The following is a 19,467-nucleotide window of genomic DNA, read 5'->3' as shown; positions in this document are numbered from 1 at the left end:
GACGGGGTTGTTCCCATAACAACTATTTTGAGGCGCAATAGCGTGAACGTGGGTGGTACCACGGCTAATGATGTAATTTAGTCGTCCCTAGCTTTTTTATAAGCTAGGGACGTTTTTTTCTTTCATGGAGGAAATATGGCAAAATTTGATATATTAGAAGATTTAAAATGGCGTGGAGCTATTAATCAAGAAACAGATGAAGAAGGGTTACGTAATTATTTAAAAGAACATGATGATTTGGCCCTTTACTGTGGGACTGATCCAACTGGTGATTCACTCCATATTGGTCACTTGATTCCATTTATGATTTTAAAAAGATTCCAAATGGCAGGTTACCATCCTGTTATCTTAATTGGTGGAGGAACAGGTTCAATTGGTGATCCATCAGGTAGAAGTACCGAACGAGTATTACAGACAGCAGAACAAGTTAAGCACAATGAAGAAGCCTTGACTAATCAAATGAAAAAGTTATTCGGTACAGAAAACTTTGAAATTAGAAATAACTCTGAATGGTTAGGCAAGATGAATTTAATTGATTTCTTGCGTGATTATGGTAAATTTTTCCAAGTTAACAATATGATTAATAAAGACGTTGTTGCTAGTCGTTTAGAAAATGGTATTTCATTTACTGAATTTTCTTACCAAATCTTGCAAGCGATTGATTTTTACCACTTGAATAAAGAAGATGGAGTTCAACTTCAAATTGGTGGTGGTGATCAATGGGGAAATATTACCGCAGGTATTGATTTGATTCATAAGCTTGAAGGGTCAGATCGTCCAGCATTTGGTTTAACTATTCCATTAATGCTTAAAGCTGATGGTACTAAATTTGGTAAGTCTGCTGGTGGGGCTGTATGGCTTGATCCAGAAAAGACAAGTCCTTATGAATTCTATCAATTCTGGATTAATCAAGATGACCGTGATGTGGTTAAATACTTGAAGTACTTTACTTTTTTATCACGTGAAGAAATTGAAGATTTAGCTGAAAAGACTGAAAAAGAACCTTGGAAGCGTGCAGCTCAGAAGAAATTGGCTGAAGAGGTAACTAAGTTTGTTCATGGCGAAGAGGGCTTAAAGGAAGCACAAATGATTACTGATGCGCTCTTTTCAGGAGATGTGATGAGTTTATCTGTTTCTCAAATTGAACAAGCTTTGAGTAAAGCTCCAAGTGCAGAAGCAACTAATGAGCCTAAAAATATCGTCGAATTTTTAGTTGAAACTAAAATTGAGCCATCTAAGCGTCAAGCTCGTGAAGATGTTAAAAATGGTGCTATCTATGTAAATGGTGAACGTCAACAAGATCTTGATTACATTGTTGAACCTGAAAGTGCTTTTGATGGTAAGTATGTAATTATACGTAAAGGTAAGAGAAAGTATACTTTAGTTAAAATTAAATAGTATTGTTAAGACCAGCAAATGCTGGTCTTTTTTTGATAAAAAATGAGAAATTAAGACTAAAAATTTTTAATTTTTTAATGACATTTAAAAAAACTCCATTATAATAAAGCTAACTTACTAAATAAAAGAAGGGCAATTAAGATGACAAAATACTTATTAAAGCGTATTTTCTATATGCTTCTTACTTTGTTTATAGTGGCAACTGCTACTTTCTTTTTAATGAAAGCTATGCCAGGTTCACCATATGCAAATGAAGCTAAGATGACACTTACGCAGCGCCATATTATGGATGAACAATACGGTTTGAATAAGCCAGTCATTGTTCAATATTTGATTTATCTCAAGGGAATCTTTACTGGAGATTTTGGTACTTCATTCCAGTATGCCAATCAATCAGTATCTAGTTTGATTATGCCTCGATTGGCAGTTTCAATGCAATTAGGGCTCCAAGCTATGATATTAGGAGTTGTATTAGGTGCATTATTGGGAACAATTGCTGCAATTAGACAGGGAACCTGGGTAGATTCAACTTCTACAGTGATTGCGATTATTGGTCGCTCTATTCCTAACTTTGTTTTAGCTGTAATTTTGCAATATTATATTGGTTTAAAATTGGGATGGTTCCCGATTGCCGGATGGGGTTCATTTTCACAGACTATTTTGCCAACAGTTGCTTTAGCTGTAGGTCCAATGGCAGAAACAGAACGTTTTGTTAGAACAAGTATGGTCGACAATATGAATCAAGATTATGTTGAGTTAGGCCGTGCTAAAGGCTTTAGTCGTATGGAAGTAGTAAGAAAACATGTAATGAGAAATAGTATGATCCCAATTGTCACTTTACTTGGACCATATACAGTAGCATTGATGACTGGTTCAATGGTTATTGAGAATATTTTTAATATTCCGGGTATTGGAGAACAATTTGTGAAGTCTATCTTAACTAATGACTATCCTACTATTATGGGAGTAACGATGATTTACTCTATTGGTCTAGTAGTAGTTTTATTAATCACTGATATTATTTATGGATTAATTGATCCTCGAATTAGATTACAAGGAAGTGAGGCTTAACAATGGCGCAAGAAGATTTAAAGATTGGTCCCAATGCCTTTGAACCATTACCACCAGATCAGGCTCAAAGTAATGAAAATATTGTTGGTCCCACACTAACTTTTGGTCAAAGTGTTTGGTTGCAGTTAAAGAAAAGAAAAGCGGCAATTATCTCAGCAATTGTGATTATTATTATGGTAGTTATTGCTTTTGGTTCAACACCTTTTATTAATAAAAGTACTTTGGTGAAGTCGCATCCACAGTACGCGAACTTGCCTGCTAAAGTTCCAGGATTGAGTGCTATTAATGGACTTAATGGTAAACTTAAGCAAAATGGTAAATGGGTTGATGTCTATGCTCAAAATGGTGTTCCTAAAAATAAATATTTTATTGCTGGAACTGATTATTTGGGACGTCCATTAGCTCAACGAATTATTTATGGAACTAAAATTTCATTAATTGTTGCTTTTGTAGCAGCTGCTTTTGATTTAACTATTGGAGTTGTATATGGAATAGTTTCTGGTTGGAAAGGTGGAGCTGTAGATAATGCAATGCAACGGATAATAGAGATAATCTCTTCTATACCGAACTTAGTCATTGTAGTATTAATGCTAGTAATCTTAAAACCAGGTATGGTATCAATTATCTTAGCAATCGCAATTTCTTCATGGACAACGATGGCAAGACAAATTAGGGCTGAGACATTAACTTTGAAGACACAAGAATATGTTTTAGCAGCACGTAATTTAGGTGAATCAACTTGGAAAATTGCTTTGAAGCACTTAGCACCAAATTTATCAAGTTTGATTATCATTCAGATGATGTACACTATTCCCACAGCTATTTTCTTTGAAGCATTTTTAAGCTATATCGGAATTGGTATTTCTTCTCCACAAACTTCACTGGGTGTTTTGCTTAATGAAGGTCAAAAGAACTTCCAATTTTTACCATATCAAATGTGGTTCCCTGCAATTGTATTATGTATTTTAATGATTGCATTTAACTTGCTGGGTGATGGATTACGTGATGCTTTTGATCCAAGAACCAGAAGGTAGGTAAATAGATGACAGAAAAAATTTTAGATGTAAAAAATTTAAAAATTGATTTTCATACTTATGCTGGTGAAATACAGGCGATTAGAAATGTTTCTTTTCACTTAAATAAGGGCGAAACTTTAGCAATTGTAGGTGAATCTGGTTCAGGAAAATCTGTGACTACTCGTACCATTATTGGTCTTTTAGCTCAAAATGCAGAAATTATTGGTGGAGAAATAGATTTTCATGGTAAAAACTTATTAAACAATAAAGAAAAAGATTGGCGCAAAATTCGTGGAAATGAAATTGCGATGATTTTTCAGGATCCAATGACCTCTCTTGATCCAACTATGAAAATTGGTCAACAAATTGCGGAGCCTTTGATGAAACATAAAGGAGTTTCTAAAAAAGAAGCTTGGGATAAAGCATTGGAAATGATGAAGGCTGTTGGAATTCCAGATGCGGAAAAGAGGATTAATCAATATCCGCACCAATTCTCGGGCGGAATGCGCCAACGTATTGTAATTGCGATTGCTTTGATTTGTGAACCTGAAATTTTATTAGCTGATGAACCAACAACAGCGTTGGATGTAACTGTGCAAGCAGAAATTTTGGATTTAATGAAAGATTTACAAAAAAGAGTTAAGACCTCAATTATATTTATTACACATGATTTAGGTGTAGTAGCAGGCATGGCTGATCGAGTAGCAGTAATGTATGCTGGTGAAATTTTGGAATATGGAACGGTTGATGAAATATTCTATAATCCCCAACATCCCTACACTTGGGGATTAATTAATTCGATGCCAACTTTAGATAGTAAAAAGTTAGATTCAATTCCTGGCACACCACCTAACTTGCTTGATCCACCTAAAGGTGATCCATTTGCACCAAGAAACAAGTATGCAATGCGCATTGATGTGGAGAAAAAGCCACCTTATTTTAAGGTGTCAGATACGCATTATGCTGCGACATGGCTTTTACATCCTGACGCACCTACAGTTACCCCGCCTTTAGAAATTCAACGTCGTCATAAAAAGTATGCTCAAATTATGCTAGCTAAGCAGAAGAAGGCTGAGGAATAAGTGTATGACAGAAAAAAAGAAAATTTTAGAAGTAAAACATTTAAAGCAGTATTTTAAATCAGGTCGCTCTACTGTTAAAGCAGTTGATGATGTTAGTTTTCATATTTATGAAGGAGAAACTTTTGGTTTAGTCGGGGAATCAGGTTCAGGTAAAACGACTATTGGCCGTAGTATCTTACAGCTCTATAAGCCAACTTCTGGGGAAATTATTTTTGAAGGCAAAGATATAAGTAAGCTCAGGAGTAGAAAAGATAAGCTTCATTTTAGGAGGGATGCACAGATGATTTTCCAAGATCCGTATGCATCCTTAAATCCTAGAATGACAGTTGAAGATATAATTGCCGAAGGGTTAGATATTCATGGTTTAGCTAAAAGTAAGGAAGACCGACGCCAACAGGTGGAAGAATTGCTTGAAACTGTTGGTTTAAATAAGCAACATGCTAGTCGATTCCCGCATGAATTTTCTGGTGGCCAGCGTCAAAGAATTGGAATTGCAAGAGCACTAGCCGTAAAACCAAAATTTATTGTGGCGGATGAACCGATTTCGGCTTTAGATGTGTCTATTCAAGCTCAAGTTGTAAATTTAATGAAGGAGCTACAAGAAAAAGAAAATCTAACTTATCTCTTTATTGCTCATGATCTTTCGATGGTGAAGTTCATCTCAGATAGAATTGGGGTTATGCACTTTGGTAAGTTATTAGAAGTTGGACCTGCAGATGATGTTTATAATAAGCCACTCCACAATTATACAAAAAGTTTAATTTCTGCAGTCCCAATTCCAGATCCTGAGATTGAACGTCATCGTGTTCGAATTAAATATGATGTTGAAGCTGAAGAAAATGATGGTAAATCACGTTCAATGCATGAAATTGTTCCTGGTCGCTTTGTGCGCTGTAGTGATGACGAAGTGGAACACTATAAACAAGTTGTTGCAAGTTATAAATAAAAATAGGATATGATAAAATAAAGTTGCTGCTTTAGCTCAGTAGGTAGAGCACCGCCGTGGTAAGGAGGAGGTCCCCAGTTCAAATCTGGGAAGCAGCTCTTGTTTTATTAACGAAAGAAGGAATTTTATGGCTTATGAATTAACATTGGATGAAATTGCAAATTTTAAAAAAGCTTATCGACAAGATAAACAAAATAAAATTGCAGAATTAGCCGTTGTGAATAATGGGGTGCAAGCAGCTAGCTTGAATACTGAAAAGATTCGTCCATTGAATCGGACTTTTTCAATTGAAATCCCTACTGATAATGTCACTAACCAAAAGCAATCAGGTCGTTGCTGGTTGTTTGCTGCTTTGAATGTTTTACGTCATGGGTTTGCAAAGCAATATAAGGCTAAGAATTTTACTTTCTCACAAGCTTATCTTTTCTTCTGGGATCGAATTGAAAGAGCAAATATCTTCTTTAATCATATTATCGAAACTGCTGCTCAGCCAATTGATGACCGTACAGTGCATTACTATTTATCAGCTCCTGATACTGATGGTGGTCAATGGCATATGGCAATTTCTTTGATTAGAAAATATGGCTTGGTGCCAACTTATGCTTATGGTGAAAGTTTCACTGCTAATAATACTGCTGCTTTTAACCGTGCTTTGAACATGAAATTACGTGAAGATGGGTTAGTTTTGCGTAAATTAATTAGTGAGGGTAAGACTGCCGAAGTTGAAGCTAAACGCCAGGAATTTTTAAGTGAAGTTTATCGCATGGCTGTGATTGCTTTTGGTAATCCAGTTGAAAACTTTGATTTAGAATTCAAGGATGATGAAGGCAAGTACCACATTGATACTGACATTAGTCCACTTGATTTCTTCCATAATTACTTTGAAGATGATTTGGATGATTATGTTGTGCTTTTTAATGCACCTGATCATGAATATGATAAGTTGTACGGTCTCCCATTTGAGGATAATGTAGAAGGTGGTAGTCCGGTTCAATTTTTGAATACTAAGATTGAAAATCTTAAAAAGGCAGCTATTAAGCAACTTGAAGCTGGCGAAACTATTTGGTTTGGTTGTGACGTTGGTAAGCAAAGTGATCGAAAGAAAGGTATCATGGCTGCTGATTTGTATGAAACTGATACTATTTTTAACATTGAAACTAAGTTAAGTAAGAAAGAACGTCTTCAAACTGGTGCCAGCGGTTCTACTCATGCTATGACTTTGGTCGGTGTAGATGTTGTTGATGGCAAGCCACGTCAATGGAAGGTTGAAAACTCTTGGGGTAGCGATGTTGGTGACAAGGGTTACTTTGTGATGGATGATAAGTGGTTTGATGAATATCTCTTTAAGGTTGTTGTGAAGAAGAAGTACTTGTCAGATGATCTAGTGAAGATTTCTGAAGGTCCAGCAGAAGATGTACCATGCTGGGATTCAATGGCGTAAAATGATTGATTTAGAAAAAATAAAAGAATTTACAGCTAAAGAATTAGCAGGTGAAGCAACCGGACATGATTTTTATCATGGTGAGCGTGTTGCGCATTTGGCAACTAAGATGTATTTAGCAGATAATGAACAAGCTAATGAGAATAGTCGGATGGTTGCGATTATTCAAGCTGGTAGTTATTTGCACGACACAATTGATGAAAAGATTACTGCCGATACTGAGGCGGTAGTTGAAAAAATCAAAAAATTGTTGCCTGAAGCTGGTTTTGTGGATTTAGAAGTTGAAGATATTTTGTTTACAATTCAACATATGTCTTTTTCTGCTAATATTGAACATCATTATCAATTGCCACTTTCTGGTCAGTATGTTCAGGATGCTGATAGACTTGAGAGCTTAGGTGCAATGGGAATTGCAAGAGCTTTCACTTATGGCGGTAAGCATGGCAATAAGATTTATGATCCAGAGATCAAGCCTGCGAAGTTAGTTAGTCATGATCAATATCGTAATCATAAAGAGACAACAATTAATCATTTCTATGAAAAATTATTTGATTTAGAAAAAACGATGAACACTCCTAGTGGTAAAAAGGAGGCCCATCGTCGAACTGAATATATGCGTGAGTTTGTACAAGAATTTATGGATGAGTGGAACGTATAAAAAAGAACGTAGCTTTTGTGGCTACGTTCTTTTGATATATTAGTATCTTTACTAACTTACATCGATAAATACAAAAAATAGCCGCTCAATTTATAACTTTGACAGGTTATTGAGCGACTAAATTGTCAATCTATTATATTTGTCACCGCTCTTAAAGCGGATCTGTTGAAGGAGTCATTGGCATGGCTCCCTTTTTGCTAACATATAGAAATATTATGCCAATGAATCCCAAGCTGGAAGTGGAGTTGGGATGCTTTCGGCCAATTTCTTTTGGTCGTCAGTTAAGAATTCTTTGCGAACAATAACTTCGTAAACAAATTCGTCGAACCACTTATCACTCATGGTGAAATAACCTTTGCGACCGGATTTTTCACCCCATGAGTTTTCAACTTTCCACTTACGAACGTCACCGTTGTCTAAGTCAACACCAACTAAGGTCATAGCGTGACTAACTCCACCTTCACCAGTAGCTAATCTTTCACCCTTGGTCATTTCAGTATCAACGTCAAATAATTCATCAGTCTTGTATAATTCGGTATCTAAGAAACCAGTCTTACGGTCCATTTGTTTCAAGACATCGTTACCGAACCAAACGCTTTCGCCATCTTTCAACTGTTTGATAGCGGCATTTTTTAAGTATTCCATTGGTACGTTCAAGAAGGTAATTGGAATACCGCCGTTAATATTATCTTCAAATGGAAGAGAATAAAGCTTGCCGTAATCGTGGTCTGGAGCATTAGTTAAGCAAACGTAATCATCAAAGTTAATGTTCCAGTACTTGTTGAAAAATTCAACTGGAGTTAAGTTCTTATCTAAGTGAAGCTTCTTGTCATCGTCTCGGTATTCAAGATCAAAAGTCTTAGGTGGTTCACCAACGGCAATTGCAGTCATCCGGTACACTTCACTTAAGAATTTTTTACGTGCAATTTCAACTTCTTCAGTCTTACCTGCTTTAACTAATTTACGTAAAACTAAAGCATCTTTTCTTTCCTTACGAGCTAAAGCGTCAGATAAGCCAGCAGTATGTTCAGTATTGAAACTTTCAGGCATAGCATAAGTTGGAACAACACCATATTTTTTAACTAATGAAGCAGCCATTGCCCATTGCCCACCATCAGCACCGGCAAAGTCCATGTAAGCATGAACAGTTCTGTCATCTAATGGTTTATCAGCAGATTCAATAATTGCATCGTAGAAAATATTAGCGCGCTCAATTTTATCCCAGAAAAAGTTATATGCTTGTGATAAAGTGAAGTTCTTAGCCTTGTATTTTTTGCCAAAATCGTGGCGTAATGTGTTTAAAGTAGAAAATAACCAGCAACGACCAGATTGTTTTTGATTAGTGACGTTATCAGTAATAACTTCAACAGAAAAAACGTCATTCAATCGACCTTCAACTTCTGGATTAAATGAAGCTTCCAAAACACCTGATCGCATTGCAGCACGAGATACAACGGCATTTCTTGAGTTATCGAATTCATTGCGGAATTCTTCAATTTCTTGTAATGATAATTCGTGAGACATACAAATCCTCCTAAAAATAATAATATATATTGATTACTTTACTACATTTTAGTTTAAAGTGGGGGAAATAACTTTGATCAGGTGAAATAGAGTACTAATTGAGCTAATATGGGTATAATATAAGTAACGATAAGATGCATGGGAGAGAAAATTATGAAGAAGAAAGTTTTAGTCTCAGCTGTTGCTTTATTAACTAGTTTTTTGGCTGTGGGATGTAGTAATTCTGGTGCAAGCAAGGATGCTAGTTCATCCACTAATAAAGTTCATACGACTTCTAAAAAGAGTAATCAAAAATCAAGTAGTCAAGATAACTCAAACTCTAGTTCAAGCAGTGTAGCAGATAGTGCTTCTTCTGATGCAAGTTCGTCAAGTTCTGATGAGGAAAGCAGTAATTCATCTGCCACAACAGATACTAGTTCTAGTGAAAAATCATCAAGTCAATCTAGTACAAAATCAAGTGCTGAGAATTCATCGAGCTCTACACAAGCAAGTAGTTCAAGTAAATCTAGTGCAAGTACAAAATCAAGTTCTACGCAAGCTACAACAAATGGCAATATTTCAGAATCTGATTTCCAAACTGTTGTAAACGATACAATTAAGCGAAATAAATACCCATCAGGTACTACAATTAAAGATTTTAGTGTCATGCAATCTGGTAATCAAATTGATGTAGCTGAAAAGAAGACTGGGTCTATTGTTGCCCACTACACCGTAAAAAATGGTCATTTATATTACTATGATGTGGTAACGGATCAGCAAGAGCAGGTGAAATAAATGGTTTATTTTCAAAAAATGACGCCAGAAGGCTATAAACAAATTGAAGATGAAATTGCTCGTTTAAAAAAAGAACGACCAAGACGAATTAAGATTTTGCAAGAAGCAAGAAGTTTAGGCGACTTGTCTGAAAATTCTGAGTATACAACTGCTAAGATGGAGTTAGGTCACTTGCAAAGTCGATTGCGCTATTTAGGCAAGCAATTGAAGTATGCCGAGATAGTAGAAAAGAATGATGAAGGTCAGGTTGATTTAGGTTCGACTGTGAAAATTTTGTTTGAAGGCGATGATGAGCCAGAAACTTATAAAGTTGTCGGACGAATGGAAGCTGACTTAGAGGCTGGTAAGGTTGGATTCGATTCACCGCTTGGGCAAGCAATGATGAAGCATGGAGCTGGGGATACGGTAACTGTAGAAGCTCCTGCAGGTAGTTATACTGTGAAGATAATTGAGGTTAAGTAAAAAAAGGATGATAGTAATTGTTTCAAAATAGAAACTGTAGCTATCATCCTTTTATTTATTTGACTGGATTTTTCCAACTTTATAGTTGAATTTATTAAGTAGTTCTTTTATTTTTTTAGTTGAAGGACGAGAAAATTCTTCTACATCACCATTTTTAAAAGTAACTAGTCGATTTTTCAAGTCAATTTCTTCAATATTTTGTGGATTTGCCAGGCAGGATTGACTTATTTTTTCTAGCATAGGATTATTATTTGCGTATTCATTAATACTGCCGATAAATTGAGCTTCACCATTGTTTCTAACTAAGAGCAGTTTATGAGGGGTTAAAGTAGTAGTTATATACATTACGCTTGTTAAATCAACGTTAATTATACGACTACCAATTCGATAAGAAAAAGTCATTTCTTTCAGGTAATTCATCTTAGTTAATTGATAAAGTGCAATTTCAACAGTTTTGATAACACGTTTTTTGTATTCGTTAAATTTATCTGTTTTAACAATGTAGTCAACAGGACCTAATCGTCTGCGATAGGTGATAATCGATAAATCTGCATGACTTGTAACAAAAATAATTTGAGCACGTTCATCATTTTTCTTGATGAAATCTGCTAGGTCAAAGCCGTTTTCATCATTAACTTCTTTGCCTAATTCAACATCAAGGAAATACAAGCCACCATCAAACTGATTATTTTGTAAAAAATTTACCGCACCTTGATAAGTTTTAGCACTGGCAATATTAAATCTGACTTCCTCTTCATCAGATAAAATCATTTCTGCTAGTCCTAAAATTTTAGTAGTTTGATTGATTTGTTCTGAATCATCATCACAGATAAAAACTGGGTGTTCCACTATTATTCATCTCCCTCATCTGGTAATATTACTAAATCAAAAATGAACCAGTCGTCTTCTACTGAGTAATTAATTAGCATAGTATTTTCATATTTATGTGCTATCTCCATTACATTAGCTAGTCCAATTCCCATATGACTTTTTTTAGTAGTATAGTTCTTTTTACTAATTGCATCGGTATCGATAGCACGTGATCGAACGCGATTTTTAATTTCAAATTCAAAGTCATCGTTTTCTTGATAGTACATTGCTTCAATTTTTGCAGAATTTAAATTGTGAGATTGTTGTTGTAACGCGATGCTTTCTTCATAAGCATTATCAAAAGCAATCCCGATAATTCGAGATAAATCTAAAAAGTTCACTGATTTAGGAATGTGATAAATATCTTTATTACAGCCAAAAGTATAATCTAAATTAGAATTGTATAACTTAGATAACTTTGCGATTGCGATACTTTTAATAGTTTCGTTGTGAACGTGATTAAGCCCCTTATATTTACGCAAAGCTTTTGCGTTAATGTGGCTGTTTGTATATTGTTTTAATTTTTTTACCACTTCATTTGATTTGCCATTTTCGGCACTGATGATTAAACTATTTAGCATATTTTGATAATCGTGTTTAAATTTTCGCAAATCATCTTCATTTTTGTCTAAGTATTCAGCATATTCTTTTAATTGATTATACTCCTTTGTTAATTGCTTTCTCTGGGCTTGAAGTTGCTGGTTTTTTATATTTAGCAAGTCATACTTTAATTTTTGCTTTTCTTGTTCTTTCTTGGAAAGTAGATTTTTTTCTGTTCTAATCATTGCAAAGTATAGTATAAAAGCAAAGATAGCTTGTAGAACTAGCAAAGCTACGGATAATACGATAACTTCGGTTCGTCTATTGTCGTTTTCAATATAAAATTCAATTCCAATACCTACGAAGTATAAGTACAATAAGATTCCAATGAAAATTTTCCCAGTTTGGCTAGCAATTAGCTGGCGTAGCTTTGGAATATATTTTTTTAAAATAAGAAATAAAATGACATCTATTAATAAATTTAAAATTCCACTGAAATATGAAAATTTCTTTGAAATGGAGTTGACCAAAATACCGGTAAATAAATAATTAATTTCATCATATACAGAAAAAATAAGTATTGCACCGATAACTAAACGCTTATTAGATTTTTTATAGATAATAGCGTATAAGGTTAAAATTACTTCTTCAAAAATAGTAATTCCTATATTTACGGCTCTTTCGTTTATTGAAATAGCATAAATAAATTCTGTAAGAATAAACAGTGTAGCAAATAATTTGTCTATATAATTAAATTTTAAGTTAATTATAGATTTAAAAATCCATAGATCTACGATTAAAGATACTATTAGACTTAAAATTGTAAAAAATAAATCTATAATTTCCATTATTTCTTAAATTTAAAGATTTTTCTAATACGATTAATGATTGAATTTTTATTTGTATTATTTATAACTGCAAAATTGATTGTGGGATCGATAAATGTAGAATTAGCTCCACCATAAATTTCTTTTAAGTCATTGTTATTTATATTTTTCATTAATATTTTCTCCTTCTTTTAATTTACGATTCTAAGTCTATCGTATATTTTTTGAAGTTAATCAATCATATCATATTTTGTAAAATAGTGTCATATTCTGTTTATTTTTAATACTGAATACAGAATATGATGAAGTTATAACAAAATATGACAAATTTAAAATAGGAGTATATTAATGAATAAAATCAATATTATATCCTTTTAGAAAGTGAGAATAATATTGTTTTTTAAATATAAATCAATTTATACGGCTCAAGTGGATGAAACAGATTGTGGTGTAGCTTGCTTATCAATGATTTTAAAGAACTATAATTCAAGGGTATCTATTGCTCATTTACGTCAATTAGCTAAGACTAACGTAGAAGGAATAACTGCTTTAGGACTTGTAAAGACGGCAGAAAAGTTTAATCTTAATGTTCAAGCTGTAAAAGCTGATATGTCCTTATTTGAAATAGAAAATTTAAAATATCCCTTTATTACTCATGTAGTAAAAAATGGTGAATTACTTCACTATTACGTAGTTTTGGGAGTAATTAGAAATACAATAATTATTGCTGATCCTGATCTATCAGTGAAAAAACGTTTAATTTGGAGATGAATTAATGAAAAATCTAACACTAAATAGATACATTAATTTAAAGAATAAAACTAACCGAAATAACTATATTAAAGTTACGCTTATAGGATTTGTTGTATTGTCGTTCGCTTATTTATTTTTACCATTCATTACTAATGCTATAAGTAAAATGATTAATATATATTTTTCAGCAATTGTTTTGTTTATGTTTGCGGTTGTAATTGGAACGTTGGCTTATAGAATTTGTAAAACTACAAAAATTGTAAATTCAAGTGTTAAATTAGGAACAAGCATAATTTTGACCATAAGCGTGATACTATTTTTAGTAATTGTTCCTATTATTTCTTCCATTCCTGAAAAAATAGCCGTTTGGAATCCAATAACAATAGCAACTCTTAGAGTTAGTGTGACTGCAACTTATATAGGAATTTGTGAAGAATATCTCTTTAGAGGGTTAATATTTAATGCAAGTTTAGCCTACTTTAGTCAAAATAAATATAAATTCATTTTGACAGTTTTAGTTACATCAGTGGCATTTTCCTTATTTCATTTTATAAATATTCTCCATCAACCCTTGACTTCGACGATTGGACAAGTATTAAGTGTCTTTGCTACAGGTATGGTCTGGGGCTATATTAGATTATTAACTAATGGAATTAGTATCGTAATTTTACTACATATTTGGCAAGACACCGGATTGGGAATTCTCTCAACTAATCTTGGCAATTCACATGTAGAAGCTCAATTGATTGTAGCTCTTGTTGAGGGGTTAATTATCTTATTATGTTTATTCATTTTCAATAAAAAGTACAATGAACAATACGAATTGACAACTTATGCTACAGAATAGACAGAATATGAAAAACTTTACTCAAAGTGTAAGAATGGGTATAAAATAATACAAAATTATTAAAGGAGTTCATTTTATGAAAAAAGTAGCAAAAATAATATTTGAAATACTCAACATTATGCTTATTCTTAGTTGGTTCATTAAGCCATCGAATGAAATTTTGAGTAATGTAATCGCCAGTGTTGTTTTAGCTGCCATAATTGTAGATATTTTTACAGTAGGTATTTTCGTAATAGGTTATTTCAAGTCGAGACGCAAAAAGACATTGTGAGACGCAAAATTACTTGGCTTTATTTTTATCTATTGTAGATAAATTAATAAATTTTATTGAAATACTCCTTAATATGGAAAAATAATTAAAAAGAGGCGCTATTTGTATGGATAATAAAGAAAAATTAGCAATGATAGTCTACTTGTTATTAGATTTAGGCATAGTGTTATGGCATCCAGTACAATTATGGGGAAGAATTTTAGTTGGAATTATGACAATAGCACTTGTAGTCTTGTTTATTCTTTTCATGAGAAGAAGCAGATTTAGTCTGTTAACTGTACGCTATAAAGTTGAAACGGTAGTGGCATTTATCTTGGCATTATATATAAATTTCGAAGGAATTTTTTTACCCGCAAATTCTTTGATTCATACTATTAATGTTGTCCTGTTCATAGTTATGCTTCTTTTAATCATTGATCTATCTGGTAAAAAGACATTAGCAGGTAATGAATAAAAAATAAGCTAGTTGCAATCAAGCAGCTAGCTTATTTGGTATCTTTAGATTTGGATTATTCGATTGTGATTGAGTTTTCTTGGTCTTCTTCAGTTAACTTTGGCAAGGTAACTGTCAGAACACCATTTTCATCCTTAGCACTGATGTCTTTAGCATCGATGTCAGGGATGCGGTAACTTCTTTGGATGTGGCCAACGCTTCTTTCTTCGTGAAGAAGATTGCCGTTGTCATCATCTTCATTATTGAAGGCAGCGCGACTACCAGAAATTGTCAGAACATTATTCTTATATGTAACTTTGATATCTTTTTTATCCATTCCTGGCATATCAACCTTAACAATGTAATCCTTGTCAGTTTCTGCAACATCAGATTGCATGATATTCTTTACTGCACCTTCGTCAAAGAAATCCTTTGGAAAACCAAACCAATCGTTGAGACGGTCCATCATATCACTGTTACGATTCATCATTTCGTTTGCCATAATGAATAACTTCCTTTCATTTCTTAATTCACTATTTATTGTAGTAGCATTTTTTCAGAAATTAAAGAATTTAGCACTCTTAATCTTAAAGTGCTAAAAATAAAAAGAACGCGGAATGTTTCCACGTTCTTTTTGCATGTATTGAGAAATTATTATTTTTTATTATCTAGTTAAAATTATTAATCTAAATCTTTTCCGTTTGTTTCAATAACTTTCTTGTACCAGTAGAATGAGTCTTTCTTTGAACGTTTTAAAGTACCTTCACCAGCATCATTCTTGTCAACGTAGATAAAACCATAACGCTTATCCATTTGACCGGTCCCTGCAGAAACAAGGTCAATTGGCCCCCAGGGTAAGTAACCCATTAAGTCTACACCATCTAAAACAACAGCTTTTTCCATTTGTTCGATGTGCTTCTTTAAGTAGTCAATTCTGTAATTGTCATGAATTGAGCCATCAGCTTCAACCTTGTCGTAAGCACCAAGACCATTTTCGACAATAAATAATGGCTTATGATAACGGTCAGTTAAATGGTTCAGAGAAATTCGTAAGCCTTCTGGATCAATCTCCCAACCCCAGTCACTTCGTTGCAAAGTAGGGTTAACCGCAACGGCTTTTTCCAAGTCATTCAATTCGTCGGCCTTAACTTTTTTGCTAGAAACTGTAGTTGATTGATAATATGAAAAGCCTACATAGTCAACGGTACCTTCTTTTAGGATAATTTTATCTTCTTCCGTGATATCTGGACGGTAACCTTTACGAGTGATATAAGCCTCGACTTCGTTTGGATATTCACCATTTACTTGAACATCTGAGAAGAAGTCACGCCGTTGTTCGTAAGTATCAGCAATTTCAACATCATCTGATGATGGAGTTAGGGGACGAACTGGTGAGTAATTGATCATGCAGCCGATTTGGAAGTCGGGGTTGATCTTATGACCTTCCTTAACTGCTAGCGCAGATGCGACAAATTCATAGTGAGCTGCTTGATACATTGCGGCTTCTTTTTCTGTATCAGTCATACCTGGCTTAAAGAGAATACCAGAGTTAGTAGCCATTAAGAAATCATTATTAAAACTAGATTGATTATCAATTTCATTGAAAGTCATCCAGTACTTAACTTTATTCTTGTAACGCTTAAAACATACACGAGCAAATCTAACGAAGAAGTCAATCGTCTTTCTGTTAGTGAAACCACCATATTCATGGACAATGTGTAACGGGATTTCGAAGTGAGAAAGAGTAACTACGGGTTCAATTCCATATTTACGACACTCATCAAATAAATTATCATAGAACTTCAAACCAGCTTCATTTGGTTCTAATTCATCACCGTTTGGGAAAATACGGGTCCAAGCAATTGAAGTTCTAAAAGCTTTAAATCCCATTTCAGCCATTAATTTAATATCTTCCTTATAGTGGTGGTAGAAATCGATAGCATCGTGATTAGGATAATTTTTATTTTTTTCAACAGTGGTTGTAATTTCGCGAGGTTTTTCAGCAGAACCAACCGTCATTACATCAGCGATTGAAGGGCCCTTACCATCTACGTTCCAACCACCTTCTAATTGGTGAGCAGCAACTGCGCCACCCCATAGGAAACCTTTTGGCATTTTATATCCAGTCATAAAAAATCCTCTTTTCTAAAAGTAAGCGTTTTCTACGATTCAGATTGTAGATGAATAATTTTTAAAAGTAAAGGACAAAAAGATATAGATTTTAATACATAAAGTATATACAAATAAGTTATTGAAAAGGCTTTCAATAAGTGAGAGTATGTAGGTGTTATCAAAAGAAATTGTTCAGGAAGAATTGTAGAGGGCAGAGATAAGTATGAAAAAAGAACAAAGTATTGAAGCTCAAAAGCATGATATGAGTGTAAGCTCGATATATTTTAGTCGTTACATGATGATTAGATACTTTTCAGCAGTATATATTTTTGTGAATTTATTTTGGTTGATTTTTGCTCTTTGCTATAAGGATGTTTTAGCATCAATAGTTGCTTTAGGAATGATGGTAGCTGTTGTAGCTGCAATAGTAGAACAACTCTCCAAATGGCATACTAAAAGTACTGATATGAGATATACTAAGTTCTTTTATGTATTACAACTAGTTACAAACATAGTTTTGGGGCTAAGTTGTTATACTTCATTTGGAAAAATACTCTTTCCCTTTATTACAACTAATGATGTGGCAAATATTATCTTTACTATTTTATTATTGGGCATTGGGGGATGTTTAATAATTTTGAAAAGAATAAGCAATATTCAAGCAGGTAAGGATAGATATCTTCATGCAATTAAGACTTTTGAAAATAATAGGCAGTAGCGTTTAAGGGGGATTATATTATGTCTAATACTGCTAAACCATCATTTAAAGATAATATGATGAAGTGGATTGGTAAATTTTCAGGTTCGCGTTTCGTACGGGCAATTATGAGTGCAGGTTATGCTATCATTTCATTTTCTATTATCGGTTCTATATTCTTAATTCTTACAGTTATCACTCAGGTTATTACTATTAAAGGTTTTGTGGATTTTTATAATAGTACACTTGGTCGTTTTAATGATGTATACCAAGCTATCTATAATGCAACAATGGGAATCATTGCCTTAATTTTTGGTGGTACTTTTGCATATAGTTATGCTGATATTTATAAAAAAGAAGAAAATTTAAATCTTGACCCACTAAATGCTGTATTTCTAGCCTTCATGGGTTTATTTATTACGGTAGCCCAATTTAGTTTTAGAGGCGGGATAGCTCATTTTTTAGTTAATACTAAGAATGGTATTATTGGTGGATATGCATCTTCAACTTCTGGTATCACAAGAATTGGAGCTACTGGTATTTTTACTGCAATTATTATTTCCTGGGTTGCAGTTCAAATTTATCGTTTTTGTATTAAGCATAATTGGCGTATTGCTATGCCTGCTTCTGTTCCAGCGGGTGTTTCAAATTCATTTAGTTCGTTGATCCCTGCTTTCTTAATTGCAGTAGTAATTGGTTTGGCTGATATTATTCTTATTGCTTTAGGTACTGATATCTTTAAAGTTTTATATATTCCATTTTCATTTATCTCGAATATTGTTGGTACCTGGTGGGGTGTACTTATTGTCTTCTTTCTTATCGGCTTGTTATGGTGGTTTGGTATTCACGGGGCTACGATTATTTCAAGTTTCTATCAAGCAATTACTTTAGCTAACTTAGCTGCTAATGCGACCGGTGCCCATCATGTATTTGCTGGTGAATTTACTAATGCATTTGTATTTTTAGGTGGTTCGGGTGCAACCCTAGGAATGGCTTTATGGATGGCATTTGGTGCAAAATCTGCACAATTGAAGTCGTTAGGTAAGCTAGAAGCTGTCCCTGCTTTATTTAATATTAACGAGCCAATTCTTTTTGGGTTACCAATTGTTTATAATGTTTATTTATTCATTCCATTCTTACTTGCCCCAATGGCTAGCAGTATGATTGCCTACTTCGCAATTGATTTGAACATTGTTCCTAAGATTATTGTTCAACAACCTTGGCCTACTCCAATTGGCTTGGGTGGTTTAGTTGCTACTGCTAGTTGGCAAGGTGCAGTTCTCTCAGTTGTAACAGCTGTTGTTGCTTTCTTAATTTGGTATCCATTTATTAAGGCCTATGATAGAAAGCTTTTGAAGCAAGAAAAAGAAGATGCTGCTAAGAATGCTGTAGCCAACAATTAATTACTAATAATGACTGGATTCTGGAGATAATTTATGTGGGTGGAAAAATTGAATGAAAGTAAATAACTTAGAATAAAAAAGAGTCTGGGAAAAAACTAGCTTCCTAGACTAAAAAATAAGAGCAAGAATTCTATTTTTAGAAATCTTGCTCTATTTTTGTGTCTTCTTTTTGTTAAAACAGTCCCTTTTAGGACTCTTCTGTTCCAATATTTGCTTAAGTTCATCATCATCAACATCAATCCAACGTCTGTTTCTACTTTCTTTTTGCCTCTTAGGTGTGTTCTGCGCATGCCAAATATGCTCTTCATATGACCAAAAATTGGCTCGACATCTGTTTTTCTC

At 33.8% G+C, this 19,467-nt stretch carries 21 protein-coding genes, 1 tRNA gene and 1 pseudogene; 16 read left to right on the top strand and 7 right to left on the bottom strand.

Features of this window, described 5'->3' with window-relative positions; genetic code table 11:
* Positions 1-135 precede the first annotated feature (135 nt).
* From tyrS to HDR40_RS08725, 8 genes are all read left to right on the top strand, one after another.
* Positions 136-1,398, top strand: coding sequence for a tyrosine--tRNA ligase (gene tyrS / locus HDR40_RS08760; RefSeq protein ID WP_290628266.1), 1,263 nt, complete (start codon positions 136-138; stop codon positions 1,396-1,398).
* 141 nt (positions 1,399-1,539) lie between these two features.
* Positions 1,540-2,469 (top strand): oligopeptide ABC transporter permease, encoded by a 930-nt coding sequence (opp3b, locus tag HDR40_RS08755; RefSeq protein ID WP_290628264.1) that lies wholly within the window; start codon positions 1,540-1,542, stop codon positions 2,467-2,469.
* A 2-nt stretch (positions 2,470-2,471) separates the two neighbouring features.
* Entirely contained in the window at positions 2,472-3,503 is a 1,032-nt protein-coding gene (locus HDR40_RS08750; protein ID WP_290628262.1) for an ABC transporter permease, read from the top strand.
* 8 nt (positions 3,504-3,511) lie between these two features.
* Positions 3,512-4,567 (top strand): ABC transporter ATP-binding protein, encoded by a 1,056-nt coding sequence (locus tag HDR40_RS08745; RefSeq protein WP_290628260.1) that lies wholly within the window; start codon positions 3,512-3,514, stop codon positions 4,565-4,567.
* Positions 4,568-4,571: 4 nt separating this feature from the next.
* Positions 4,572-5,513, top strand: a complete 942-nt coding sequence (locus HDR40_RS08740) for an ATP-binding cassette domain-containing protein (RefSeq protein WP_290628258.1) — start codon at positions 4,572-4,574, stop codon at positions 5,511-5,513.
* Positions 5,514-5,538: 25 nt separating this feature from the next.
* Positions 5,539-5,611, top strand: a tRNA-Thr gene (locus HDR40_RS08735).
* 29 nt (positions 5,612-5,640) lie between these two features.
* Complete coding sequence (locus tag HDR40_RS08730) at positions 5,641-6,954, top strand: C1 family peptidase (protein ID WP_290628256.1); 1,314 nt, start codon at positions 5,641-5,643, stop codon at positions 6,952-6,954.
* Between the two features lie 4 nt (positions 6,955-6,958).
* Entirely contained in the window at positions 6,959-7,612 is a 654-nt protein-coding gene (locus HDR40_RS08725) for an HD domain-containing protein (protein ID WP_290628351.1), read from the top strand.
* 213 nt (positions 7,613-7,825) lie between these two features.
* On the opposite strand, the gene HDR40_RS08720 is transcribed toward HDR40_RS08725, so the two are convergent.
* Complete coding sequence (locus HDR40_RS08720; RefSeq protein WP_290628254.1) at positions 7,826-9,136, bottom strand: C1 family peptidase; 1,311 nt, start codon at positions 9,134-9,136, stop codon at positions 7,826-7,828.
* Between the two features lie 153 nt (positions 9,137-9,289).
* On the opposite strand from HDR40_RS08720, the gene HDR40_RS08715 reads away from it, so the two are divergent.
* Both HDR40_RS08715 and greA read left to right on the top strand, forming a co-directional pair.
* Entirely contained in the window at positions 9,290-9,910 is a 621-nt protein-coding gene (locus HDR40_RS08715) for a hypothetical protein (RefSeq protein ID WP_290628252.1), read from the top strand.
* Entirely contained in the window at positions 9,911-10,372 is a 462-nt protein-coding gene (greA, locus tag HDR40_RS08710) for a transcription elongation factor GreA (RefSeq protein WP_290628250.1), read from the top strand.
* 51 nt (positions 10,373-10,423) lie between these two features.
* On the opposite strand, the gene HDR40_RS08705 is transcribed toward greA, so the two are convergent.
* From HDR40_RS08705 to HDR40_RS08695, 3 genes are read right to left on the bottom strand one after another with little or no spacing between them, the layout of a single operon-like run.
* Positions 10,424-11,221, bottom strand: coding sequence for a LytTR family DNA-binding domain-containing protein (locus HDR40_RS08705; RefSeq protein WP_290628248.1), 798 nt, complete (start codon positions 11,219-11,221; stop codon positions 10,424-10,426).
* A 2-nt stretch (positions 11,222-11,223) separates the two neighbouring features.
* Positions 11,224-12,630, bottom strand: coding sequence for a GHKL domain-containing protein (locus HDR40_RS08700; RefSeq protein WP_290628246.1), 1,407 nt, complete (start codon positions 12,628-12,630; stop codon positions 11,224-11,226).
* Complete coding sequence (locus HDR40_RS08695; protein ID WP_290628244.1) at positions 12,630-12,782, bottom strand: bacteriocin; 153 nt, start codon at positions 12,780-12,782, stop codon at positions 12,630-12,632. The genes HDR40_RS08700 and HDR40_RS08695 overlap by 1 nt, the downstream gene beginning before the upstream one ends.
* 220 nt (positions 12,783-13,002) lie before the next feature.
* Here HDR40_RS08695 and HDR40_RS08690 point away from each other — a divergent pair.
* The 4 genes and pseudogenes from HDR40_RS08690 to HDR40_RS08675 form a co-directional block, all read left to right on the top strand.
* Positions 13,003-13,356 (top strand): annotated as a pseudogene (locus HDR40_RS08690) (cysteine peptidase family C39 domain-containing protein); the annotation flags it as partial.
* Positions 13,357-13,384: 28 nt separating this feature from the next.
* Positions 13,385-14,209: a CPBP family intramembrane glutamic endopeptidase gene (locus HDR40_RS08685; RefSeq protein ID WP_290628242.1), complete on the top strand. Its 825-nt coding sequence runs from the start codon at positions 13,385-13,387 to the stop codon at positions 14,207-14,209.
* Positions 14,210-14,285: 76 nt separating this feature from the next.
* Positions 14,286-14,480, top strand: coding sequence for a hypothetical protein (locus HDR40_RS08680; RefSeq protein WP_290628240.1), 195 nt, complete (start codon positions 14,286-14,288; stop codon positions 14,478-14,480).
* 106 nt (positions 14,481-14,586) lie between these two features.
* Positions 14,587-14,934, top strand: a complete 348-nt coding sequence (locus HDR40_RS08675) for a hypothetical protein (RefSeq protein WP_290628238.1) — start codon at positions 14,587-14,589, stop codon at positions 14,932-14,934.
* 55 nt (positions 14,935-14,989) lie between these two features.
* Here HDR40_RS08675 and HDR40_RS08670 read toward each other — a convergent pair whose 3' ends face one another.
* Positions 14,990-15,415 carry an Hsp20/alpha crystallin family protein gene (locus HDR40_RS08670; RefSeq protein WP_290628236.1) on the bottom strand — a complete coding sequence of 142 codons (426 nt, stop codon included), beginning with the start codon at positions 15,413-15,415 and terminating at the stop codon, positions 14,990-14,992.
* A 179-nt stretch (positions 15,416-15,594) separates the two neighbouring features.
* The gene (locus HDR40_RS08665) at positions 15,595-17,043 is read right to left on the bottom strand and encodes a 6-phospho-beta-glucosidase (protein ID WP_290628234.1); all 1,449 of its coding nucleotides are present in this window, start codon (positions 17,041-17,043) and stop codon (positions 15,595-15,597) included.
* 205 nt (positions 17,044-17,248) lie between these two features.
* On the opposite strand from HDR40_RS08665, the gene HDR40_RS08660 reads away from it, so the two are divergent.
* Positions 17,249-17,743 (top strand): PTS cellobiose transporter subunit IIA, encoded by a 495-nt coding sequence (locus HDR40_RS08660; protein WP_290628232.1) that lies wholly within the window; start codon positions 17,249-17,251, stop codon positions 17,741-17,743.
* A gap of 20 nt (positions 17,744-17,763) precedes the next feature.
* Positions 17,764-19,125, top strand: a complete 1,362-nt coding sequence (gene celB, locus HDR40_RS08655) for a PTS cellobiose transporter subunit IIC (RefSeq protein ID WP_290628230.1) — start codon at positions 17,764-17,766, stop codon at positions 19,123-19,125.
* Between the two features lie 95 nt (positions 19,126-19,220).
* Here the strand turns inward: celB and HDR40_RS08650 are convergent.
* Positions 19,221-19,467 (bottom strand): transposase (locus HDR40_RS08650; protein WP_290628228.1); only part of this gene is annotated, 247 nt, incomplete at its 5' end.

The organism is Lactobacillus sp., from assembly GCF_014803895.1.
Note: the sequence above shows the minus strand (reverse complement) of the source record. Positions and strands in the feature narration are given on the sequence as shown.